A 21285-nucleotide genomic window follows, 5' to 3' on the forward strand; every position below is an offset into this window, starting at 1 on the left:
GATACTCTACGATTACATGGTCAAATGTATGAAAGAACTGGCAAAGCCAGAGCCTGATATTAACTCTCTTCTGCCTTGGAACGTCTCACACTGAAATTAAAACGCCCCGTGGGATTATGGGGCGCATCCAAACTTTTGTGTTGAGCCTCCCCCTCTTAGTATCTGTTGGCCATCACATGTTATTCCATTTGGGTTAGCCGGCTTTCTATTTTTTTGCCACTCATCATGCGTTAGCATCTCAACAACTAGCTTTTCTTTAACTGTGTCTTTTGCTTTTGTCAGTGAGTTGCCTTTCGCTATGTTCTCGAGTACCTCTATTGCTTCGGAGAGAATTTTTCTATTAGTGTTTGGGTGTCCATTTGAGTAATGCCTACGTAATGTTGCTATGCTATTTTGTAGTAGGTTTGTTAAGTGAGACAAGTCACCTTCGCGGTATTCGCTATTACTTGTTGACTCTCTAAAGCGACTTGACTGTAGAGTTAGAAAGAAGTCATCAGGCGCTATGCCCCATTTAGAAATTTGAGCTGCAGTTATAGGGTTAATGCCTGACCATTGTTTTGGCTTTTGCCCTGAATGGCCAAAACGTAGTAAATAAACAGGAGCTGAGTCTTTAGTGTAAGCAGCTCTACGCATCGCCCAAGACTCAATATCTTTTATTAATTGAACGATGTTGCTTGGGATAGTTATTGTTGAAGACTTACCGTCATCATATGAAAAAGTAACATTGGCACTATGCTTACTGTTATTGCAGGAGTATGACAAAGGTAAAACAATACCTTTCAATGAATTGTCGGTAAGGCACGCTAAGATACAGTAGCTAATTCGAAGTAAATTCCTTGTTACTTTTGTTTTTGCTAACGGATAGGTGGATTTTTTAACCACCCTTCGTCCGATTTCGTTTGTGGTAACACTATATTTAATGCCGGTCCCTTCTAGTGTGTGATAGAAGAGATCACTAAGCATAGGAAGGTTGAGAGAGCGGTATACCGGGTTAAATGTAGAGTTGTAACTAAATGCGTGTTAACGGTCCTAACGTCAAATTTATTTGATATCTCCCCATTTTCGTCGAGTAAGTAGAGAAGTTCTTTGTTGCTTCCATATGATAGAGAAAGTTCAGACAATAACTTAATAAATTCAACCCCTGTTCTCTTTTTCAGATTAAATGTTGAGTGGTTACCAACCTCATTAGTCAATGTTGCACTAACAGTTTTGTTTGCTCGAGCTTTATAACACTTAACTTTAACCGTTTCGAGTGACTTATCTCTGATGTCTTTTTCGACTATTAAAGGGTGGTGTATTTCTTTTATCGGTGTTGAGTTTAATGATGTGAAGTAGGATATTAAATAATAAGCAGCACCCATTGCCATATTAAAGGCACACGCTTTATTTACATGCCCTACATGAGTTTTTAGTGAGGTTGGGATTTTAAGTAATTCTATCTGGCTCCCAATTTTAATGCTTAAGCAGATATTTTCTGGTGTGGCAATCTCATCTTTTTTTATAGCAACGAGTTGAGAAGCTAGCCCAAAAAATAAATTGCTTAACCTTGATACTATTAACTTTTCTTCTTCTTCTTCAGAGTAAGAGGGATACGAGTCATTTCGGTCTCTAAAGATACGATGTTGATATTTCCAACTTTCATTAAATGTATCACACCACTTTAAGGCTTTGATAGTGTTTGACATTTTGCTATTGCAGGTTGATTCTTTGAGGCCTAACTCTTCACCATTACTTCTTTGCCAAAGACGTAATGAAGGCATATATAGCTTAATCTGGTGGCGCATCTCGCCATCATTTCCAAAGTAACGTAGATAACCTTCCCTTGAAAAAGGATCTATCGTTTGGCAATCACAAAAGAAAATGAAAGAACGTAAGCAATCATACACAGCACTTATAGTTTGTTGTGATTTGTACCTTTCTGCATATTTTCGTGCATTCTTTGCGAACTTACGTATATGAGGAACTCGAGTCGTTATTACATCTTGTTTTGAATCACACTTAAAATGGGTGAGGTGCTCAATGTTAAAATCGTGACTTGACCTTGATGATGTGTTTTCTATGGGAATACTCAGTTTTAAAGGAGTTATATTACTCCTGTAATGAGAAACTTTCTTAGGTGAACCTTTTGCTAATGGACTCTTACCCATCATATTCACCCAGCAAGCTGAGCTTATTGTTTTTACGTTTAGCTGCTGACCTTTGGGAAGCTCCTTCTTGCATGAATTTGATATACTTTTGAGTTGTTAACGTACTAACGTGCCCCATCAAGCTTGCTAACTCATCTAAGAGAAATTCAAAACTAACGCCTCGTTCACTCGCCTCTATTAATAGCCAGTTGGTTGCGAAAGTAGCGCGCAAGTCATGAACTCGGTAGTACCATGTAGGGTCAATCTTCGTAAGGTGTTGTCGTAAATCAGCAAACTGCTTTTCAAGTGTATTAAGTGAGTACACGGTGCCTTTATTTGAGAGGAAGAGAATGCCCGAACTGGTAAGCTTTTTTTCTGTATCCTGAAACGTGTTGTGTTTTGTTGTGTTTTTAAGGCGTTGCTTGCTGTACTTATAGATTTCAAGTTCTTCGTAAATAGCGTTAGGTACTTCAATTATTCGCGGTTTATTGAATTTGGTCACAGTGATTTGTATTGGGACAACATCTAGCCCAGTAGTGTTTATTTCCCCCACTTGATGTGACGGGAAGTGACGGAGTTCATCAATCCTAGTACCTGTTTCAACGGCAAGTCTGAACATTAACGAGAAAGGCTTTGGTAAGTGTTCTATGTGCTGGTAGAACAGAGCTTGGTCTTTTACCTTCATAGGTTTAAGCTTTTTATGGGAAGGCGTTGAGTCTGAGCGAGGAAACATTTTCATAATATTAGATATATCAGCCTCATGAGGTTTGTTTGTTCTCATGTGGGCTAATATATCGTGCTGTTCACTACCTTGATCATATCTTAGAGTTACTTTTGAGTAATGAGTAACAACGTGCTCGCAGTTATTTTTTATATACCCCGAATTTTGCAGCCACTTATAAAAAGCAAGCACGGAATTCATATAACTTTTTGCTGTTGCTAGCGATAAAGCCTCATCGCCCTCTGAGTTTCTGTGTCGGCAGTTTGACAATAAAAGCTCTGCAAAGCGCCAGGGGGCACCTTCTTCTTCGTATTGTGTTAGCTTTTTATAAGTCAGATACTCAGGCGGAACCACATCCCCATTTTGATCGTATTGTTCCGAATGGGATGCATCGAGAAAGCGAGTAAAAAGGAGGAGGGCTTTAGCGATACTGTTCGTGTCCTTTACTTTTCCTTCACCTCTTAACTTGGAAATGAGATAGAGAGATTGTGGGTAAACGACCGAACCATCTGGAGCTAGAATTATCTTTGTTTTTCTTTTGTATTTTTTGAGGTTTGAAGGTGAAAGGTGCGGGGTTAAGACTATTTCATCAGTGTTTTGGGTTGTGTACGATTTTATTTTGAGTTTGGCTAAAGTGTCAACTTCGATTTCGAGCAATCGAAAATCATCGTAGGGATACTCTTCTGGAACGTTTGACATTCTTCATTCCCTTCATATCTGCCATTAAATTAAACTTAGGCGATCAAAAATAATTATCAAGGTTTTCCGTCAAACTTATTTTCCAAGGGTAAATTTCTTTTCTCCCCATACTCCAAATTGTTCAGCAACGGCATGGTCTTCATCTGATAGTAGTGTGAAATTCAAATTGTCACGCTCAATAAACTTCCCTAGTCGTTTAACTGGGTCAACACTCACACCTAATACCACTACATTGTGAGCATCTAATTCAAGTTTAACATCACGAAGCCCTTGCGCTTGAACGGTGCAGCCTGGTGTCATTGCTTTTGGATAAAAATAAAACAACACTTTTTTACCTGAAAAATCCGCAAGGGATACGGTATTTCCATCTTGATCTAGAAGCGAGAAGGCTGGTGCTGGTGTGCCTGCTGTGAGCGTTTTCATTGTTCTTCCTTTTTATTTTATTGGCTATTTTTTATAAAGTTAAGAGAACCTTGTACATCAAGAGTGGTGCATAAACTGTCAAACTCTTCTTGAAGGTGCATCAAGTTACATTCTGAATCGACACTAGCAGTAATCGCAATATGAAATTGGTCATGATCGAGATGCAATTTCGACTTACTGATTGTTTGTGCGCTCAGTGATGCCATACCAATCCCACGTTCTGCAAAGAATTGGGTGAATTTTTCCGTGAGACCGACTTTATCTTCTGATTCAACAAACACTTCGAGGGTATAGGCATTATCTTGATAGTCATGGGGAGAAGTACGTTTCATGATGGTGATCAGATCATGTTGCTGGCCTAATAATGGCAGTGTTGTTTCTACACGCGTTATATTACTGGTGCTGCCAGACACCAACATAATGAGCGTAAATTCTTTGCCGAAGAGTGCAATTCTGCTATCAATGATATTACCACCTGACTGGGTGACTAATCGTACGATTTCATTACAGATTCCGGGGCGGTCTGTACCTACGGCTGTGATCACTAGGTGTTGATTCATAATATCGCTTCACTTTTATCATTTTGGGCATGGTATCACAGTTAAATTATAGAAAAATGGTGATTAATTGCCTTTTTAAACGTTCTTTTATTGAAAATGACCTACTGTTGACATCTGCTTATCGCGCTGCGCTATAAGGTTCGCTCTTTCAAGATGTTCTTTGCTAGACGTCTAACATCTGATAAATATTCACCCAAATGGACTGATTAAGCGTATTTAATCCCTTGTGTTTTTCAATCGCCTTACAGTACCATGCAGAAAGTAACAATTTAGGGAGATGGACATGTTTTCAGGAAGTATTGTAGCGTTAATTACACCGTTCAATCATGATGGTGAGGTAGATTTTGTTAGTCTGAAAAAGCTTGTGGATTTCCACGTAGCGGCAGGAACAGATGCGATTGTTGCTGTAGGAACAACAGGTGAATCATCCACGCTAACCGTTGAAGAGCATGTCAAGGTTGTCGCGAAAACTGTTGAGTTTTCTGAAGGTCGAATTCCTGTGATTGCGGGCACTGGTGCTAACGCAACGCATGAATCGGTTACTTTTAGTCGTTTGCTGAATAACATTGGTATTGCTGGGTGCTTAAGCGTCACTCCTTATTACAATAAACCCACTCAAGAAGGTTTGTTTCAGCACTATAAAGCGATTTCTCAAGAAACCGATATTCCACAAATTCTTTATAATGTACCGGGTCGAACGGCTGTTGATTTGCATCCAGAAACGGTTGCTCGCCTTGCGGAAATCAGTAACATCGTTGCACTAAAAGATGCAACAGGTGATTTAAGCCGAGTCGCATTACACCGAGAGCTCTGTGGTAACGACTTCGTTTTACTAAGTGGTGATGATGCTACCGGGTTAGAATTCGTGAAACTTGGTGGTCAAGGTGTGATTTCTGTTACGAATAACATTGCAGCCGAAGATATGGCTAAAATGATGCATTTGGCGTTAGCTGGTAAATTTGACGAAGCGGAAATCATTAACCAACGATTAATGCCATTACACAAAGGTTTATTTGTTGAATCAAGCCCAATTCCAGTAAAATGGGCAGCGCATAAATTAGGATTGATCACAAATGGTGATCTACGTCTACCTTTGACAGAACTGTCTGAACAAGCGCGACCAACTGTTGCCCAAGCCATGACAGAAGCTTGTATCTATTAAAACTATTCAATATTGTGCCGAGGTATTTCTCCTCGGCAGTCTAGGAGTTTGAATGAAATTTACCCATCAGCTAGTTATCAGTTCACTAGCTGTTTTTGTTTTAAGCGCATGTTCTGGTGGAGCGTCTCAGCGCCGCCAAGCTAAAGATGATTTCGAATATTTAGAAACCCCAGCGCTGAAAGAATGGCAATTACCTCAAGGTGCAACACCACAGTTTTATCCTAATTATGAGATCCCTAATGGTGATTTTTCAGGAGGGGTTGGACCTATTGTTGATATTCGTCCGCCTCAACAGGTACTAGAGTTGATCCCCGGAGCTCGCGTTGAACGCCAAAATGGTGAAGTCACCTTATGGTTGATTAGGCAAGATGAAGCGAACAAGGTGTGGCAAACAGCACTTACCATGTTGGATGAACGAAATATTGGTATCGTTTCTCAAACTGATACCGTTTTAGAGACTGATTGGGTTAGTTGGACTTCTGAAGATGAAGTGGTTGAACTGGGTAGCCGTTATCTGATTTCACGTATCGAGGCGAATAACCGTTTTGGTTTTAAAATATCACTGATTGATTGGCGTGAAGATGGCAAAGAGCTCCCTGTCAGCATGACAAATAAAGAGCGCTATAATGTCTTTATGACCAATTTGGTGACTTCTCGCTATGACACTGACCTACGTGAAGAAGCGGCGCGTAAGGCTCAAGAGTTAGTGAAACAAATCCCAATCACTATGGGGACAGACCGTAGTGGTTTCCCTGTGATTATTGCGCGTACATCCTACGATGTACTGTGGCAACGTTTGCCTGACTTATTGCCAAAGATGGGTTTTACATTAGAAGAGCGTAATCAGTCTCAAGGTACGATTAAAGCAAAATATGCAGCCTCTGATGACGCCTTCTGGGAAAAGGTAGGGGTTAAGCCGATCGAGCTCAAAGATGGCACTTACACTTTCTTATTTGGAGATTTAGGCAACCGAACTTCGATCAATATAACTAACTCCGCCGGTAAGCCGGTAGAGGAAGCGTTACTTAAAGATATGGTACCGATGCTGTCTGCTATTGTTGAGCAGCAGTAATATCAGGAAAAAATAAAGGGATGAAAGTCCCTTTATTTTTATTTTGAATCGGTTTTTTTGTCTTTATCCATCTCATTTAATTTGTCTAAATCGCTTTTTTTATCCATCTGGCCAAACTTCATTTTGGCGGTGTATTTTAGTGCTGCAATATTGCCGACAAAAACCGCTAAGATAACAATGCTTATAACCCAAGGGTTGGTGATAAATTCCATATTAGAACTCTGGTTGGCTGATATTAGTGATGTATTGATTGTAGACCTGAGTTAAGTGTGCTTGCACTGCCTGTTTACCCAAAAGAGGGGTTTGATCGAGTTGTTTGGCTAATTGTTCGCAAGTCAGTTGTTCAAGGCAGAGTTGAGCGGTAGTTTTATGGCTAATATGCCAAGGCTCACACGCTACGCCACCTTTATCTTGTTGGTAAGGAAAAAAGAAACCAAATTCAGCGAGGTGTACTGTCAACCATTGATAAAAATGAGCTTGATGACCCGTCAAATATTCCCAAGGCTCTAATTTTAGTGTCATTCCTGTAGGTAAAGCACTGCGATCAAAGACATCAAAGTCAGTTCCCCAGTGGTGGCGACTGCCACCTGGTAATGCCGACCAGCGTAAAATCGCAAATATCTTTTGCTCTTCAGTTAGTGAATCTAGATTTAGCGGGGTGCTGTCGTCACCCAATACTTCAGCTTGACCTGACATTTTACGATTCCATATGTCGAGCTGACGTTCAAAATCGCGAAAGCCACTGGTAATGTTAAAATTAAAACCCGCGCCATCGGCGGCTTGCTTGAGAGCAAGCAAATCCTGGCTCACCAGAGGGTGAACCAAGAACGCTTTTTGTCCAACCGTAACACTTTCAAGATGAGTATCGGTTTGTCCCGTTAGCTGTTTGGGGGTCATCGGTTAGGCCAATATATTTTCAAGTGTCTTTTGGTACATGTCGGTGAGTTTTTCAAGGTCGGCAACACTGACGCACTCGTTTACTTTATGAATGGTCGCATTTACAGGCCCAAGCTCGACCACTTGCGCACCCATTTGAGCGATAAAGCGCCCATCAGATGTACCGCCAGTCGTTAGTAGCTCTGGTGTTTTGTGGTTAACTTCATCAACCGCTTTAACCACGGCATCAAGTAAAGTTCCTGCATCGGTTAAAAACGGTTGGCCGCTAAGAGTCCACTCCAACTCGTAATCTAAACCGTGCGCGTCTAAGGTTGAATGTACGCGTCGTTTAATTTCTTGATCGGTTAATTCAGTGCTAAAGCGGAAGTTAAATTGCACATCAAACTCTCCTGGGATCACATTTGATGCCCCAGTTCCGGAATGTAAATTCGGTATTTGAAAGCTGGTGGGTGGGAAATAGGCGTTACCTTCATCCCATTTCGTTGCCGCGAGTTCCGCTAATGCTGGTAACGATTGGTGGATAGGGTTATTTGCTAAATGGGGATAAGCAACATGACCTTGCGTGCCTTTAATGCGCAAGTCTCCTGTAATCGATCCACGGCGACCGTTTTTGACCACATCACCCACGCTTAATGTACTTGAAGGTTCACCCACAATACACATGTCAATTTTTTCATTACGTGCCATTAATGTATCGACCACTCGTGTGGTGCCATTGATAAATGGACCTTCTTCATCGGATGTGATCAAAAAGGCAATTGAGCCTTGATGGTCTGGATATTGAGCAATAAAGCGCTCGACAGCCACAACCATGCAGGCCAAAGAACCTTTCATATCTGCAGCGCCACGACCATGTAGGTGACCATCAATGACAGTTGGTTCAAATGGTGGCGTTCGCCATTGAGTCAGAGGACCAGCAGGAACCACATCAGTGTGACCCGCGAAGGCAAACAGTGGTGATTGAGTCCCACGGCGTGCCCAGAAATTTGTCGTGTCTTCAAACACCATCATCTCTACGGTAAAACCGAGCGCTTGGAGGCGTTCAATCATTACCTCTTGGCAGCCGGCATCTTCGGGAGTCACTGACTTACGGCTAATGAGGTCTTTTGCGAGAGCCAGTACAGGGCTATCTGTCATCCTTGAAATCCTTGTATTAAGAAAAAATAGAAGCGTATTGTTCAGCTTTAAAGCCAATATAATATTGATTATCTACCATTAAAATGGGTCGTTTAATCATGGCAGGATTTTCAACTAATAAATCAACAGCCGTTTCTGCATTAAGAGCTTCCTTTTGCAAGGCCGATAGTTGACGGAACGTCGTACCACGTTTGTTCACAACCACTTCCCAGCCCAGTGCTTGGCAAAATTGGTTCACTAATTCAGGGGTGATCCCTTGCTTGCGATAATCGTGGAACTGATAATCAATGGTGGCGTTATCTAACCATTTTTTTGCTTTTTTTATGGTGTCGCAGTTTGGGATGCCATACATGATAATGGTCATAAAAATCCTTGTTGAGCGCGTTTATTTTTGTGTTTGCCAAATCCTATCAGGAAGCGCGTTACCTTACAAAATAGAGATGGTTTTATTTCATAGCTAAAAAAAATAGTGCTTCCATCGGTGACTATTGGACAGTTATTGATCGAACGCAACATTCTTTATGCGAAAAAAGAAATAATGAAGCTGCACAGTTATAGGAGGTGTCAATGGAATTGAGTCCTGTTTTTGCAAGGCGACTGTATTTAGCTTTGTTAGTAGAAAGCCTTGAAAGACCAAATGTACCCAAACTCATCGAGAAAACGGGCTGGCCTCGACGTACTATTCAAGATGTACTGAAAGCGCTGCCGGGGATAGGGATTGAACTGATGTTCGTTCAAGATGGGAGACGTCACAACGACGGTTACTATCAACTGTCCGATTGGGGGCCGTTTGATAGTCAATGGGTGTTAGATCGTCATAGTGATATTGCGATTAGCCTTGGATTTAGTGCATAAGCCAGCGTTTGCTGGCTTTTTCTTTGGTTTACTCTCAGGTTTAGTAGCAGCGGTAGACGCTACCGAACAGAGTTACAGATGTTTGAAAATGATGAGGAACCGCGACAAAGATGGTATCTCCTCCTAATTGATAGGCACGATTTTTTAAGTCAGAGATAGCACCTGCAATAAGGATATCGTTAGGATATAGCCATGAGCTGTACCACGATCCTTCAGTGCCAGTTGCCTCGCCCAGCCATTCACATTGAGTGGCATCAAATCCAGAATCCATTCTAATATGCACCTGTTGTGCGTTATCTAGTAATTGATGGTTAGGCGTTGTGCAACCAACAATAAATGCCGCGAGCAAGGTAATCAGTAATATTCTCATCATGCATCCTAGCGAATTATATAGATAATAAAACCGAGCCAGCTAATGATCAGCAACCCCCAAGGCAACCATTTTAATGGGCCATTGACGGTTTCTGGCATGTCGCGATTTGCTACGGTAGGCGCTGGCCCAATCGATAATGATGGTTTTCGCTGTTGTGCTTTCTTTTTGGCTTTGTCGATTTGGCGATGCTTTTCCTTGTGTTGTTTTTTATATAAAGCGATACCTTTCTCAATGCCTTGAGCGATTAACTTTGTTTGTTCTTTGGTTTGTCCTGGTTTTTGAGTGGCCAAAGCAACTTTCATCGCTTCTTGTTGAGTTTGTTCTGACGGTACAATTTTTTTATTATGCATAATAGAAATAGACAAAATGGACAGACAATTAGCGTAACATTCTCACGAGCATACTTCACGTTGACGACGTGATAAATATGCATTTGTGACGGGTGGGGGTCAGTCATGGAAGAGTTGTATACCCTTCCGACTTGAAGTTGCAGCGGTGTTGGTTACGTTCGCTCACCCCAATCACATAGTTTATCTAAGCTCATAGGGATGAACTCACTTTCCGCCTACCTGCAACTTCAAGTGGCTTGGGTATAGAGTAGAGCCGGAATAAAAAGAAAATCAATAAACTCGCTATTTCAAATCCATACGTTAAAGTTTGGTGATTTTGATAGAAAGCAATTTTTTAAATCCTATTTTTGTAGAGTATAGTAGTGATGCGTTACGCGTTAGACCAGTATGACCAGCATGGCTTTTTGAGAGCGCCTAAATTTATTTGGCTTGGTTGGTTATTTTTAGCCAAAGCATGGGTTGTGTTTGTGGTCGCTGGGGCCAGTAGAGAAAGTGGCTCAAAAATTTTAGATATTGTTTACCCGGATCATTCGATGCTTTATCTAGGCTTAGCAATGGGTTTACCAAGTATCATCATGATGTGGTTGGTGGGGTTGCGTAGCCCAGAGCGAGCATGGGTTAATCAGATTGTTCGTCGTGGCAAACTCATAACGTTGGTTATGATCGTACTGCAGTTTACTCAAACGTTTTATCATATCTATTTAGAGCAGGGGCTCTTCAACTGGGCAAATGCTAGCACGTTGTTAATATTATTGTGGTTTGGTTTGTACCTTATTAATAGTAAAAGTGTGCGAGACTGTTTTTCGATTCCACCATTAGACAAGCAGTGATCAACATCAATATTAAACTCAACAACTGCATTACACTGAGCAAAAAATAAGTGAGGATTTCTTATGTCACAACCTCAAACAGCGATCTTGCCTGAAGCAGGTCCGTTTGCGCTGTATAGTCTTTTAAAAATTAACCAAAATCATGCTCAAGTTCTTTCTCAACTTAAGGCGCTACCGAGTTTGGTTGATGAAATTAATCAGAACCAACCTGAAGCGGCATTAACCATTTCAATTGCATTTACTAAAGCCTTTTGGCAAAACGTAAATCAAGCCATGCCAGAAGAGTTGGACGATTTCGCAGTACTTGGTGAAGGCGATACCGTGGCGCCTAGTACAGATGTTGATGTACTGATTCATTGCCATTCTCAGCGTCACGATCTGTTGTTTTATCTATTACGTAAATTCATGACGTCAATCGCTGATAGCGTTACGGTTGTCGATGAAACTTACGGCTTTCGTTATTTAGATTCCCGTGATATGACTGATTTCATTGATGGCACAGAAAATCCGAAAGATGAGAGACGCAAAGAAGTGGCCATTATTGAGCAAGGCGAATTGGCGGGTGGTAGTTATGTCATGCTGCAACGTTTTGTTCATCGTTTGCCTGCATGGAATCGTTTGAATGTTGCAGCACAAGAGAAAGTGATTGGGCGAACTAAAGCCGACTCAGTTGAACTTGATAATGTCCCTGCGGCTTCGCATGTTGGTCGAGTCGATCTTAAAGAAGAAGGCAAAGGCTTAAAAATTGTTCGTCATAGCTTGCCATACGGTAGTGTCAGTGGTGAGCACGGTTTATTGTTCATTGCTTATTGCAATACGCTGCATAACTTTAAGGCGATGTTAGACAGTATGTATGGAGTAGCGGATGGTAAAACCGATCAGCTGCTGCGTTTTACCCAGGCAGTGACAGGCGCTTACTTCTTCGCACCTTCTGCCGATATGTTGCAGAGTCTTGAGCTGAAATAAACTCATATGTTCTTTATTTAGCCTGTCTATTTATTTAGAAAACAGAGCCACAGGCTCTGTTTTTCCTTTCCTTTCGATTAAAGAAAACCATCACTTGTCCGATAAAGAAGTAATTCTATTTCTATTGCGGACTGACTATGGCCATTACGGTTAATACCAATGTTTCAGCACTTGTTGCACAGCGTCACTTGAGCTCAGCAAGCAACCTGTTGAATCAATCTCTGGAGCGTCTCGCTTCAGGGAAGCGTATTAATAGTGCAAAAGATGACGCTGCAGGCCTACAGATATCGAACCGCCTTGAATCTCAGATGCATGGATTAGACGTTGCTGTACGTAATGCTAATGATGGTATTTCGATCATGCAGACCGCTGAAGGCGCAATGCAAGAAACTACTAATTTGTTGCAACGCATGCGTGATCTCTCTTTGCAATCGGCCAATGGTGCAAATAGTAAAGCAGACAGACAAGCTTTACAGGAGGAAATGGGCGCTTTGAATGATGAATTGAACCGAATAGCTGAAACCACCTCTTTTGGTGGGCGAAAGTTGCTCAATGGTTCATTTGGTCAATCGGCATTTCAAATTGGTGCGAGCTCAGGTGAAGCGGTTCAAGTCTCTTTGAAAAATCTGCGTTCCGATGGAATTGAGATGGGGGGCTTTAGCTATATTGCCACTGTTAAGGCTGATAGTGATTGGAAAGTGACCCAAGGCAATAACCAACTGGTGGTGAGTTATACCGATGCACAAGGTAAGCAAGAAAGTATTCAAATTAAGGCCAATGTGGGTGACGACATTGAAGAGCTTGCCACATATATCAACGGTCAAACTGATAGCGTATCGGCATCGGTTAATGAAGAAGGGCAGTTGCAAGTTTTCATGGCAGGAAAAGAAACAGCAGGAACCATTGAATTCAAGGGAAGCCTAGCCAACCAGTTGCAACTGAACTTAGCCGGGTATGAAACGGTTAATAATCTTAATATTACTGATGTGGGCGGTGCTCAGAGAGCAGTATCCGTGATAGACACTGCACTGCAGTACGTCGATAGTCATCGTGCGGAATTAGGAGCGTTACAAAATCGTTTTGGCCACGCCATTAATAACCTTGATAACGTGCATGAAAATCTGGCTTCATCTAATAGTCGCATTAAAGATGCCGACTATGCGAAAGAAACAACGCAAATGATAAAGCAGCAAATTCTTCAGCAAGTCAGTACATCTATTCTCGCTCAGGCTAAAAAACAGCCGAACCTAGCGCTCACCTTGCTTAGCTAAAGATAAAAAAGAAAGCTTTATCGACATTCCATCTTAAAGCTTTAGCAAAAAAATGTACTTTTCCGCATTTTTTTGTCTTTTCGTCACATTTAGCTCTTCAACGGTGTTTTTTTTCAAAAAAACAAAAAAATTACTCAAGGTTTGGAAAATAGCGCCGTTATTAATAGTAACTTTGAGAGAACTACTTGGTTTTCCGAATTATCGGAAACCGGAACTATCGGAAAATCAATTGGAGTAATTACCATGGCAGTAAATGTAAATACCAACGTATCAGCAATGACAGCACAGCGTTACCTAAACAGCGCTAGCAATGCACAACAAACATCAATGGAACGTCTATCTTCTGGCTTTAAAATCAACAGCGCGAAAGATGATGCTGCGGGCCTACAGATTTCGAACCGCTTGAATGTACAAAGTCGCGGTCTTGATGTAGCAGTACGCAATGCGAATGACGGTATTTCTATTGCACAAACTGCTGAAGGTGCAATGAATGAAACCACCAACATTCTGCAACGTATGCGTGACTTGTCACTACAATCAGCAAACGGCTCAAACTCGAAATCTGAACGTGTTGCGATTCAGGAAGAAGTAACAGCGCTAAACGATGAATTAAACCGTATCGCAGAAACGACTTCTTTTGGTGGTAACAAGCTACTAAACGGTACATTTGCAACCAAATCGTTCCAAATTGGTGCCGATAACGGTGAAGCTGTGATGCTGACGCTAAACAATATGCGCAGTGATGACCAAGCCATGGGTGGTGCAAGCTTTATTGCTGCGAATGGTAAAGATAAAGACTGGTCTGTAGACGCGACGTCAGGCAACGATATCACTATTGCTTTAACTGACTCTGCAGGTGTTGCGCAAACTATTAATATCGTAGCAAAAGAAGGTGATGATATTGAACAGTTGGCGACTTACATCAATGGTCAAACCGATATGGTTAAAGCCTCTGTTGATGAAGAAGGTAAACTGCAAGTTTTCGCTGATGGCAATGACATTGACACCTCAACAGTTGCATTTAGTGGTGCTCTAGCTACTGATATCGGTTTAGCTGGGGCGACTGCGACAGCGGTAACGGTGAACAGCATTGATGTAACAACGGTTGGTGGTTCACAAGAGTCAGTTGCGATTCTAGATGCGGCGCTAAAAAATGTAGATAGCCACCGCGCAGAGTTAGGTGCTTTCCAAAACCGTTTCAACCACGCAATCAATAACTTGGATAACATTAACGAGAACGTTAATGCCTCTAAGAGCCGAATCAAAGATACTGACTTTGCGAAAGAAACAACAGCACTAACTAAGTCTCAAATTCTATCACAGGCATCAAGCTCTGTACTGGCACAAGCAAAACAAGCGCCACAAGCAGCCCTAAGCCTACTAGGCTAATAAATAGAGATTTACTCTCTTGGTATAGAATGTTGACCTAATAAAAATCCAGCTTCGGCTGGATTTTTTGCGCTAGTCGCACATGTAAATTAATGCCAGTTAGCATTGCCCTAGTTTTACGATATTTAGGATGCGGATCACACTTCAATATCGAATGGAATTAATTTTAAAAAAATGCCGATTTTTTTCTAAAGGATATAAATTTCTCGCCGTTAAAGGATACGAGAGAAATGAGATGTACCGAAGTGAGGTGAGAGACACTGAGGTACATCAACACAATGCCTAAGGAGATCAACATGGCAATTAATGTAAGCACCAATGTGTCTGCAATGACCGCACAGCGCTATCTTAATAGTGCTGCTGACGGAACGCAGAAATCGATGGAGCGTCTATCATCCGGCTATAAAATCAATAGTGCACGTGATGATGCGGCGGGTCTGCAAATTTCTAATCGTTTAACCGCACAAAGCCGTGGCCTTGATATGGCGGTAAAAAACGCTAATGATGGTATTTCTATTGCACAGACAGCGGAAGGTGCAATGAACGAAACAACCAACATCTTGCAACGTATGCGCGATCTATCGCTACAATCATCAAACGGTTCTAACTCTCGCTCTGAGCGCCAAGCGATTCAGGAAGAGGTTTCTGCGTTAAATGATGAGCTAAACCGTATTGCAGAAACGACCTCATTTGGTGGTAACAAGCTGCTTAATGGCTCATTTGGTGATAAATCCTTCCAAATCGGTGCGGATTCTGGTGAAGCGGTGATGCTTTCTATGGGCAACATGCGCTCTGATACCGCAGAGATGGGCGGGAAAAGCTATGTTGCTGTAACAGGCCAAGCGCCAGACTGGAAAGTGAGCACGGCGACCAACTTGACACTGGACTATACTGATCAACAAGGTGTGGCTCGTAACGTCAGCATTGATGCTAAAGTTGGTGATGATTTAGAAGAAGTAGCGACTTACATTAACGGCCAGAATGGTGATATCAAAGCTTCTGTTGGAGAAGAAGGCAAACTGCAATTATTTGCTTCAACGCAAAAAGTAACTGGTGATGTGACGATTGGTGGTGACCTAGGTACTGAGATAGGCTTTGGTGCAGGACAAGACGTGACAGTGAAAGACATCGATGTCACCACAGTTGGTGGTTCGCAACAAGCAGTAGCATTGATTGATGGGGCATTGAAGGCGGTTGATAGCCAACGTGCTTCTTTAGGTGCGTTCCAAAACCGTTTCGGTCATGCGATCAGCAACCTTGATAATATTAATGAAAATGTTAACGCCTCTCGTAGCCGTATCAGAGATACAGACTACGCGCGCGAAACAACCCAAATGACGAAGTCGCAAATTCTACAACAAGCGAGTACTTCGGTTTTGGCACAGGCGAAGCAGTCACCATCTGCAGCTCTTAGTTTGTTGGGTTAACCCAATGATTAAATGGAGCTTAGTAGGAAAGTAGTGCTTGCACTGCTAACCTATGAGGTGGAAGGGAGATTGTTATGGAAATACCATCCTACACATCGAACATCCAGCCTTACGGCTCACAAAGTGGCATTAAATTTGCTTCAGAAAACGATGGTGCAACACGCACTTCTTCGCAAAGAAATGAGGTCAATCGTTCTGAGCAGCTAAGGGAAAGGCAAAACCAATCGGTTGAGGCTGTCATCGAGCTTGCAAAACAGCGAGAGCAGACCAACAAAGCGGAAAGAGCCAAAATGATGGAGCAGATGAATGATTTTATCTCTTCTATCAATAAGGACTTAGCGTTTAGGGTCGATGAAGAATCAGGTCGGGATGTGGTAACGATTTACGAAGCCAGTACTGGTGATATCATTCGCCAGATCCCGAACGAAGAAATGTTAGAGGTGTTGCGACGCCTTGCTAGACAAAGAGACCACAATTCTGGTCTGTTGGTTACCAAGGTGTAATCGTATTTTTTGAGGTGAATTAATGAGTCTAGGCCCGATGGGTATGAATACTGGCATGGATATCAATTCCTTGGTCAGCAAAATTGTTAATGCGGAGCGCGTACCTAAGCAGCAACGTATCGACAATGAGCTTGGCCAAATTGATGCCAGTATTAGTGCCTATGGCCGACTCAAAGAGTCGCTGGATACGATGAAAAATCTAATGACGAATTTTCGTCAGGAGAAAGCTTTTGCTCTGCGAAAAGTGGATACGACTGATGAAAATATCGTCTCAGCGACAGCAACAACGGATGCCATTGCCGGGAAATATGCTATCGATGTGTTGCAGCTTGCCCAGAGTCATAAAGTAGCGTCGGATGTATTAGACAAAGACGCAAAATTTGGCCCTGGTAAGCTGCAGATTTCGCTTGGTAACAAGAAATTTGATATTGATGTCCAAGCCAATTCTAAGCTGATTGATATTGTACGCGGCATCAATGGTAGTAAAACTAACCCGGGTGTTAGAGCGGCGATTATTAACGATGTCGAAGGCCCACGCCTGATTGTCGCTTCCAATCTCTCTGGTAAAGATAATGCCATTAAAATTAATGCGCAGTCAGAAACTGGCAACCCTCTTAAAAACCTAGAATATAAAACGCTTGAAGAGCGGGTCAAAGATCTCGAAAAAGCCCGTTCAGTCGCACAACAAATAATTTCCCCATTAACACCAGCCCAGCAAAAAATCGCGGCCAGAGTTGCGGAAAAAATTGGTGAAGCCGCGCGTGAAGTTGACCAAAGTATGGTCAATGAGGTGCAGCAGGCGGCGGGTATTGCCGATGATAGTGTAGGCGAGCTGCCTGATAGCGCGGTAAAAACAGCCGCTGCGGTGGGTGTGGCAGCTAATAAATATCTCAAACCTTCCGAACGCATCCCTGGCTGGACAGAAACTGCGTCTGGTACTTTGCTTGACTCTTATTACGAACCGGAACCAGAGCTCGACGCGAAAGCGTTAGAGAAGTCTGCAGATGTTCCTGGTTGGAGTAATACTGCCTCTGGCACTTTAGTTGACTCTTACGTTACTCCTAAAGAAGCACAAGCAAAGCTTGAGCAACAACTTGCCGCTGAAAAGTCGGCCATCGCAAAGGCGATTCAAAGTGGAGAGATTTCCCCCGAACAAGCTAAACAAATGGAGCGCGCCAAGCTTGAGCCAGAAGAGCGTGCTTATTTAGAAAAAGTCGACCAAGCAGAAGCAGACCTAAAAGCGGCGCAAGATTCTTTTGATGCTTATCAAGGCATGATTCAGGTACAAGCTAACCAAGACTCGATGGTGGTTTTAGATGGTGTTGCTACGCTTTCGAGCAACAACAATGTTATCGAAGATGCGATTGAAGGAGTCGATCTCACCCTGAAAGGCAAAAGCCCTCAAGGAAAAGCACCCGCTGAAATTGGTGTAGAATATGATCGTCAGAGTGTACGTAATGATATAGAGCAATTTGTTGCAGCGTATAATCAGTTTCATCAAGTATCGCAGGACCTTGCTGGTGTAGACCCAAGAACAGGGCAAGCGGGTCCATTAGCGGGTGACAGTATTGTTCGGAGTGCTGATTCGCGGCTTCGAACTGTTTTTTCAACGAAAATAGAACAAGCACCTGAAGAGATAAAAAGTCTAACCGAATTTGGGATTACGACCACCCGCCAAGGTACCCTCGAAATTAACTACAGCATGTTAGATCGTCAGCTCAATAATAACTTCAACAAGTTAGGTGATTTCTTTGGTGGCAATCAAGGTTTTGCTAAACGTGTTGAGGATGCTATACAAAGCATGACGGGAGTGACTGGCTCAATAAGAACTCGTGAAAAAAGTTTGGTGGAACGTAATTACCGTATCGCGGATGACCAAGCGGCACTTGATCGCCGCATGGACAGTCTAGAGAAGCGAACGCATTCCAAATTTAGTGCGATGCAAGATGCAACAAGTAAAATGCAGAATCAACTGGCTGGTATGATGAATGCGTTAGGTGGTTGATATGGAACAGTTGCTACTTACATTAAGTGATCTGAATCACCAAATTAAAGCAATACTTGCAATTGAAGAAATAAATACTGAAGAAATCAATCATCTCGTCGATAAAAGGGAACGGATATTGCAAAACTTACTGATGTACGCGTCAGAAAATCCACAGTTTGCAAATTCGATGCAATGGCATAATGCGATTGATGAGACCAAACACCTTGTTGAACTGATGCAGTCAAAAACGGTAGAAATCGGTAAAACGCTTCAAAAATTCCGACACGGTAATAAATCCGTTCAGCAATACAAAAAGTTTTTATAAGAGGAAGACTATGCGTGGTTCTTTACAGGCTTACAAAAAGGTATCAGTGGATAGCCAGCTCAGTGCGGCCTCCCCGCATAAAGTCGTGCAGATGTTAATGGCGGGTGCGATTGAGCGTCTTATTCAAGCTAAAGCCGCTATGCTGCAAGGTAACATTCCAGTGAAAGGTGAGCGCCTAGGTAAAGCGTTAGACATTATCATTAGCTTACGCAGCTGTTTGTCGATGAGCGATGGTGGTGATATTGCCTCAAATCTCGATCAGCTTTATGAATTCATGATCACGCAGATTACAGAAGCGAATCACCTCAATAATCCACAGCCTTTAGATGATGTAATAGATATTATTCGTGAAATAAAATCAGCATGGGATCAGATTCCTGCCGAATACCATAACCTTACCGCTTCGGAAGTTGGGTTATAAAACTTTAAAGAGTTATTTTTAAAAGTTTTAACTGATGTCACAGCAACTCATTGCCTGGTTGCCTTATTTTTTTTATTCCATAGAATAGAAGCCATTACTAGCTTAATGGCTTTTTTGTTGCTGAATACCACATATTGTCTATCTTTTAATCAAGCGTTTATGGAAAAACAAAGCTTGGTAATCATTTTCATGAGTGCAGCGACAATTTCTCTGATTTAAGGCAAATATTCTCACCTATGCAAGGTTTAGCAAAACTGCTTGTGATCGAAGACGATCCTCAGATCCGTCTTAATCTAAGTAACATTTTAGAATTTGTTGGAGAGCACTGCGAGGCGATCGAGTCTTCCCAAATCAATGATAATGATTGTTCAGGATTATGGGCAGGATGCATCATTGGATCGCTGAAAGGTGGAACGTTAACTAATGAGATGCTTCAATGGTTAACTAAAGCTAATCATATTCCACTATTAATGGCTGCCAAACAGCCCTATTCATTAGAAGAATTTCCTCAGTATGTTGGTGAGTTAGAGTTTCCTCTTAATTATCCACAGCTCAGTGAAGCACTACGTCATTGCAAAGAATTCTTAGGACGTAAAGGCATTCAACTGCTATCAACTTCTCGTAAAAATACCTTGTTTCGCAGCCTTGTTGGACAAAGCCATGGCATTCAAGAAGTGCGGCATTTGATTGAGCAAGTTTCTGGTACTGAAGCAAACGTACTGATCCTTGGTGAATCAGGTACAGGTAAGGAAGTGGTTGCCCGTAATATTCATTATCATTCAACGCGTCGTAATGGCCCATTTGTGCCGATTAACTGTGGTGCTATTCCTGCAGACTTATTAGAAAGTGAACTGTTTGGCCATGAAAAAGGTGCTTTCACTGGTGCGATTACAGCTCGTAAAGGGCGTTTTGAACTTGCAGAAGGCGGAACGCTTTTCTTAGATGAAATTGGCGATATGCCAATGCCGATGCAGGTGAAATTGCTCCGAGTATTACAAGAACGCTGCTTTGAACGAGTGGGCGGTAACGCCACCATCAAAGTCAACGTTCGTGTTGTCGCAGCAACGCATCGTAATCTTGATAGTATGATTGATAAGCAATCTTTCCGTGAAGATCTCTACTATCGATTGAATGTCTTTCCGATTGAAATGCCAGCACTTAAAGATCGTAAAGATGATATTCCTCTGCTGCTACAAGAATTAATGACCCGTATGGAAGCTGAAGGTGGTCAGCCTATTTGCTTTACACCGCGAGCTATCAATTCTTTGATGGAGCATGATTGGCCAGGCAATGTTCGTGAGTTGGCAAACTTAGTCGAGCGTATGATTATTCTCTACCCAAATAGTTTGGTGGACGTTAATCATTTACCGACCAAATATCGTTACAGTGATATTCCTGAGTTTCAACCAGAGCATAGCTCGTATGGTTCGATAGAAGAGCAAGAGCGTGATGTGCTAGCTGGTATCTTTTCCGACGATTTTAATTTGGGTGATGCGCAAGATTTACATGAAAATCTTAATGCTCCTCAGTCGCTGCCACCGGAAGGTGTAAATTTGAAAGAGTTGCTTGCCGATCTTGAGGTCAATATGATCAACCAAGCACTCGAAGCTCAAGCTGGTGTCGTTGCTCGCGCTGCCGACATGCTAGGTATGCGTCGTACCACTTTAGTTGAGAAAATGCGCAAGTATAATATGCAACGTTAATAGAGCTAAAGGTAAAACTAAACTTTAGTCAATATATTGGCGATCAGTTAATGCATTGATTTTTAATGAAAATAGCCTGGCATGTATT

General features: G+C 42.1%; 23 protein-coding genes and 1 pseudogene. 13 read left to right on the forward strand and 11 right to left on the reverse strand.

Features of this window, described 5'->3' with window-relative positions; translation table 11 throughout:
* Positions 1–114 precede the first annotated feature (114 nt).
* The 5 genes and pseudogenes from EYW48_RS10350 to EYW48_RS10370 all read right to left on the reverse strand — a co-directional run bounded on the left by EYW48_RS10350 (position 115) and on the right by EYW48_RS10370 (position 4529).
* A complete protein-coding gene (locus EYW48_RS10350) occupies positions 115–633 on the reverse strand; it encodes a hypothetical protein (protein ID WP_277432382.1) in 519 nt (172 codons plus the stop codon).
* 299 nt (positions 634–932) lie between these two features.
* The gene (locus EYW48_RS10355; RefSeq protein ID WP_277432383.1) at positions 933–2150 is read right to left on the reverse strand and encodes a hypothetical protein; all 1218 of its coding nucleotides are present in this window, start codon (positions 2148–2150) and stop codon (positions 933–935) included.
* Positions 2140–3546 carry a site-specific integrase gene (locus tag EYW48_RS10360; protein WP_277432384.1) on the reverse strand — a complete coding sequence of 469 codons (1407 nt, stop codon included), beginning with the start codon at positions 3544–3546 and terminating at the stop codon, positions 2140–2142. Before EYW48_RS10360 ends, EYW48_RS10355 begins: the two co-directional genes overlap by 11 nt.
* 78 nt (positions 3547–3624) lie before the next feature.
* Positions 3625–3969, reverse strand: a pseudogene (gene bcp / locus EYW48_RS10365) (thioredoxin-dependent thiol peroxidase); the annotation flags it as partial.
* Positions 3970–3986: 17 nt separating this feature from the next.
* The gene (locus EYW48_RS10370) at positions 3987–4529 is read right to left on the reverse strand and encodes a glycine cleavage system protein R (RefSeq protein ID WP_261926932.1); all 543 of its coding nucleotides are present in this window, start codon (positions 4527–4529) and stop codon (positions 3987–3989) included.
* Between the two features lie 283 nt (positions 4530–4812).
* On the opposite strand from EYW48_RS10370, the gene dapA reads away from it, so the two are divergent.
* Positions 4813–5691 carry a 4-hydroxy-tetrahydrodipicolinate synthase gene (dapA, locus tag EYW48_RS10375; protein WP_261926931.1) on the forward strand — a complete coding sequence of 293 codons (879 nt, stop codon included), beginning with the start codon at positions 4813–4815 and terminating at the stop codon, positions 5689–5691.
* Between the two features lie 52 nt (positions 5692–5743).
* On the forward strand, positions 5744–6763 hold the full coding sequence (gene bamC / locus EYW48_RS10380; protein WP_053311879.1) for an outer membrane protein assembly factor BamC: 1020 nt from the start codon (positions 5744–5746) through the stop codon (positions 6761–6763).
* A gap of 38 nt (positions 6764–6801) precedes the next feature.
* On the opposite strand, the gene EYW48_RS10385 is transcribed toward bamC, so the two are convergent.
* The 4 genes from EYW48_RS10385 to EYW48_RS10400 are packed head-to-tail and all read right to left on the reverse strand — an operon-like array spanning position 6802 to position 9161.
* Positions 6802–6975 carry a DUF2897 family protein gene (locus EYW48_RS10385; RefSeq protein ID WP_080996419.1) on the reverse strand — a complete coding sequence of 58 codons (174 nt, stop codon included), beginning with the start codon at positions 6973–6975 and terminating at the stop codon, positions 6802–6804.
* Between the two features lies 1 nt (position 6976).
* On the reverse strand, positions 6977–7660 hold the full coding sequence (locus EYW48_RS10390; RefSeq protein ID WP_261917483.1) for a M15 family metallopeptidase: 684 nt from the start codon (positions 7658–7660) through the stop codon (positions 6977–6979).
* Positions 7661–7663: 3 nt separating this feature from the next.
* Positions 7664–8797 (reverse strand): succinyl-diaminopimelate desuccinylase, encoded by a 1134-nt coding sequence (gene dapE / locus EYW48_RS10395; protein WP_053311877.1) that lies wholly within the window; start codon positions 8795–8797, stop codon positions 7664–7666.
* Positions 8798–8813: 16 nt separating this feature from the next.
* The gene (locus EYW48_RS10400) at positions 8814–9161 is read right to left on the reverse strand and encodes an ArsC family reductase (RefSeq protein ID WP_053311876.1); all 348 of its coding nucleotides are present in this window, start codon (positions 9159–9161) and stop codon (positions 8814–8816) included.
* Positions 9162–9364: 203 nt separating this feature from the next.
* Between EYW48_RS10400 and EYW48_RS10405 the strand changes: the two genes are divergently transcribed.
* A complete protein-coding gene (locus EYW48_RS10405; RefSeq protein ID WP_053311875.1) occupies positions 9365–9652 on the forward strand; it encodes a helix-turn-helix domain-containing protein in 288 nt (95 codons plus the stop codon).
* A 40-nt stretch (positions 9653–9692) separates the two neighbouring features.
* Here the strand turns inward: EYW48_RS10405 and EYW48_RS10410 are convergent, their stop codons facing one another.
* Positions 9693–10025: a DUF4156 domain-containing protein gene (locus tag EYW48_RS10410; RefSeq protein WP_309221707.1), complete on the reverse strand. Its 333-nt coding sequence runs from the start codon at positions 10023–10025 to the stop codon at positions 9693–9695.
* A 5-nt stretch (positions 10026–10030) separates the two neighbouring features.
* A complete protein-coding gene (locus tag EYW48_RS10415; RefSeq protein WP_053311873.1) occupies positions 10031–10375 on the reverse strand; it encodes a DUF2956 domain-containing protein in 345 nt (114 codons plus the stop codon).
* A gap of 365 nt (positions 10376–10740) precedes the next feature.
* Between EYW48_RS10415 and EYW48_RS10420 the strand changes: the two genes are divergently transcribed.
* The 10 genes from EYW48_RS10420 to EYW48_RS10465 all read left to right on the forward strand — a co-directional run bounded on the left by EYW48_RS10420 (position 10741) and on the right by EYW48_RS10465 (position 21197).
* Positions 10741–11205, forward strand: a complete 465-nt coding sequence (locus EYW48_RS10420) for a DUF2919 domain-containing protein (protein ID WP_053311872.1) — start codon at positions 10741–10743, stop codon at positions 11203–11205.
* Positions 11206–11268: 63 nt separating this feature from the next.
* The gene (locus EYW48_RS10425; protein WP_053311871.1) at positions 11269–12171 is read left to right on the forward strand and encodes a Dyp-type peroxidase; all 903 of its coding nucleotides are present in this window, start codon (positions 11269–11271) and stop codon (positions 12169–12171) included.
* Positions 12172–12308: 137 nt separating this feature from the next.
* Complete coding sequence (locus EYW48_RS10430) at positions 12309–13442, forward strand: flagellin (protein WP_261926928.1); 1134 nt, start codon at positions 12309–12311, stop codon at positions 13440–13442.
* A 243-nt stretch (positions 13443–13685) separates the two neighbouring features.
* Positions 13686–14831: a flagellin gene (locus tag EYW48_RS10435; RefSeq protein ID WP_274679525.1), complete on the forward strand. Its 1146-nt coding sequence runs from the start codon at positions 13686–13688 to the stop codon at positions 14829–14831.
* A 296-nt stretch (positions 14832–15127) separates the two neighbouring features.
* The gene (locus tag EYW48_RS10440; RefSeq protein ID WP_168780574.1) at positions 15128–16258 is read left to right on the forward strand and encodes a flagellin; all 1131 of its coding nucleotides are present in this window, start codon (positions 15128–15130) and stop codon (positions 16256–16258) included.
* 74 nt (positions 16259–16332) lie between these two features.
* A complete protein-coding gene (gene flaG / locus EYW48_RS10445; protein ID WP_168521433.1) occupies positions 16333–16761 on the forward strand; it encodes a flagellar protein FlaG in 429 nt (142 codons plus the stop codon).
* A gap of 22 nt (positions 16762–16783) precedes the next feature.
* The gene (gene fliD, locus EYW48_RS10450) at positions 16784–18766 is read left to right on the forward strand and encodes a flagellar filament capping protein FliD (protein WP_277432385.1); all 1983 of its coding nucleotides are present in this window, start codon (positions 16784–16786) and stop codon (positions 18764–18766) included.
* Between the two features lies 1 nt (position 18767).
* Positions 18768–19073, forward strand: coding sequence for a flagellar protein FliT (locus tag EYW48_RS10455; protein ID WP_277432386.1), 306 nt, complete (start codon positions 18768–18770; stop codon positions 19071–19073).
* 10 nt (positions 19074–19083) lie between these two features.
* Positions 19084–19494 carry a flagellar export chaperone FliS gene (gene fliS / locus EYW48_RS10460; protein WP_176245498.1) on the forward strand — a complete coding sequence of 137 codons (411 nt, stop codon included), beginning with the start codon at positions 19084–19086 and terminating at the stop codon, positions 19492–19494.
* 236 nt (positions 19495–19730) lie between these two features.
* Entirely contained in the window at positions 19731–21197 is a 1467-nt protein-coding gene (locus EYW48_RS10465) for a sigma-54 dependent transcriptional regulator (protein ID WP_277432387.1), read from the forward strand.
* Positions 21198–21285: the final 88 nt, after the last annotated feature.

Source organism: Vibrio sp. 1180_3 (assembly GCF_029478545.1).
In the GTDB taxonomy this organism is placed as follows: Bacteria; Pseudomonadota; Gammaproteobacteria; order Enterobacterales; family Vibrionaceae; genus Vibrio; species Vibrio aestuarianus.

Coding starts and splice junctions, on each gene's coding strand:
- dapA (WP_261926931.1), top strand. CDS start 4,813: ATGTTTTCAGGAAGTATTGTAGCGTTAATTACACCGTTCAATCATGAT.
- EYW48_RS10360 (WP_277432384.1), bottom strand. CDS start 3,546: ATGTCAAACGTTCCAGAAGAGTATCCCTACGATGATTTTCGATTGCTC.
- flaG (WP_168521433.1), top strand. CDS start 16,333: ATGGAAATACCATCCTACACATCGAACATCCAGCCTTACGGCTCACAA.
- fliS (WP_176245498.1), top strand. CDS start 19,084: ATGCGTGGTTCTTTACAGGCTTACAAAAAGGTATCAGTGGATAGCCAG.
- dapE (WP_053311877.1), bottom strand. CDS start 8,797: ATGACAGATAGCCCTGTACTGGCTCTCGCAAAAGACCTCATTAGCCGT.
- EYW48_RS10425 (WP_053311871.1), top strand. CDS start 11,269: ATGTCACAACCTCAAACAGCGATCTTGCCTGAAGCAGGTCCGTTTGCG.
- EYW48_RS10415 (WP_053311873.1), bottom strand. CDS start 10,375: ATGCATAATAAAAAAATTGTACCGTCAGAACAAACTCAACAAGAAGCG.
- EYW48_RS10350 (WP_277432382.1), bottom strand. CDS start 633: ATGCGTAGAGCTGCTTACACTAAAGACTCAGCTCCTGTTTATTTACTA.
- EYW48_RS10455 (WP_277432386.1), top strand. CDS start 18,768: ATGGAACAGTTGCTACTTACATTAAGTGATCTGAATCACCAAATTAAA.
- EYW48_RS10385 (WP_080996419.1), bottom strand. CDS start 6,975: ATGGAATTTATCACCAACCCTTGGGTTATAAGCATTGTTATCTTAGCG.
- EYW48_RS10465 (WP_277432387.1), top strand. CDS start 19,731: ATGCAAGGTTTAGCAAAACTGCTTGTGATCGAAGACGATCCTCAGATC.
- fliD (WP_277432385.1), top strand. CDS start 16,784: ATGAGTCTAGGCCCGATGGGTATGAATACTGGCATGGATATCAATTCC.
- EYW48_RS10355 (WP_277432383.1), bottom strand. CDS start 2,150: ATGATGGGTAAGAGTCCATTAGCAAAAGGTTCACCTAAGAAAGTTTCT.
- EYW48_RS10430 (WP_261926928.1), top strand. CDS start 12,309: ATGGCCATTACGGTTAATACCAATGTTTCAGCACTTGTTGCACAGCGT.
- EYW48_RS10440 (WP_168780574.1), top strand. CDS start 15,128: ATGGCAATTAATGTAAGCACCAATGTGTCTGCAATGACCGCACAGCGC.
- EYW48_RS10405 (WP_053311875.1), top strand. CDS start 9,365: ATGGAATTGAGTCCTGTTTTTGCAAGGCGACTGTATTTAGCTTTGTTA.
- EYW48_RS10370 (WP_261926932.1), bottom strand. CDS start 4,529: ATGAATCAACACCTAGTGATCACAGCCGTAGGTACAGACCGCCCCGGA.
- EYW48_RS10420 (WP_053311872.1), top strand. CDS start 10,741: ATGCGTTACGCGTTAGACCAGTATGACCAGCATGGCTTTTTGAGAGCG.
- bamC (WP_053311879.1), top strand. CDS start 5,744: ATGAAATTTACCCATCAGCTAGTTATCAGTTCACTAGCTGTTTTTGTT.
- EYW48_RS10435 (WP_274679525.1), top strand. CDS start 13,686: ATGGCAGTAAATGTAAATACCAACGTATCAGCAATGACAGCACAGCGT.
- EYW48_RS10410 (WP_309221707.1), bottom strand. CDS start 10,025: ATGATGAGAATATTACTGATTACCTTGCTCGCGGCATTTATTGTTGGT.
- EYW48_RS10400 (WP_053311876.1), bottom strand. CDS start 9,161: ATGACCATTATCATGTATGGCATCCCAAACTGCGACACCATAAAAAAA.
- EYW48_RS10390 (WP_261917483.1), bottom strand. CDS start 7,660: ATGACCCCCAAACAGCTAACGGGACAAACCGATACTCATCTTGAAAGT.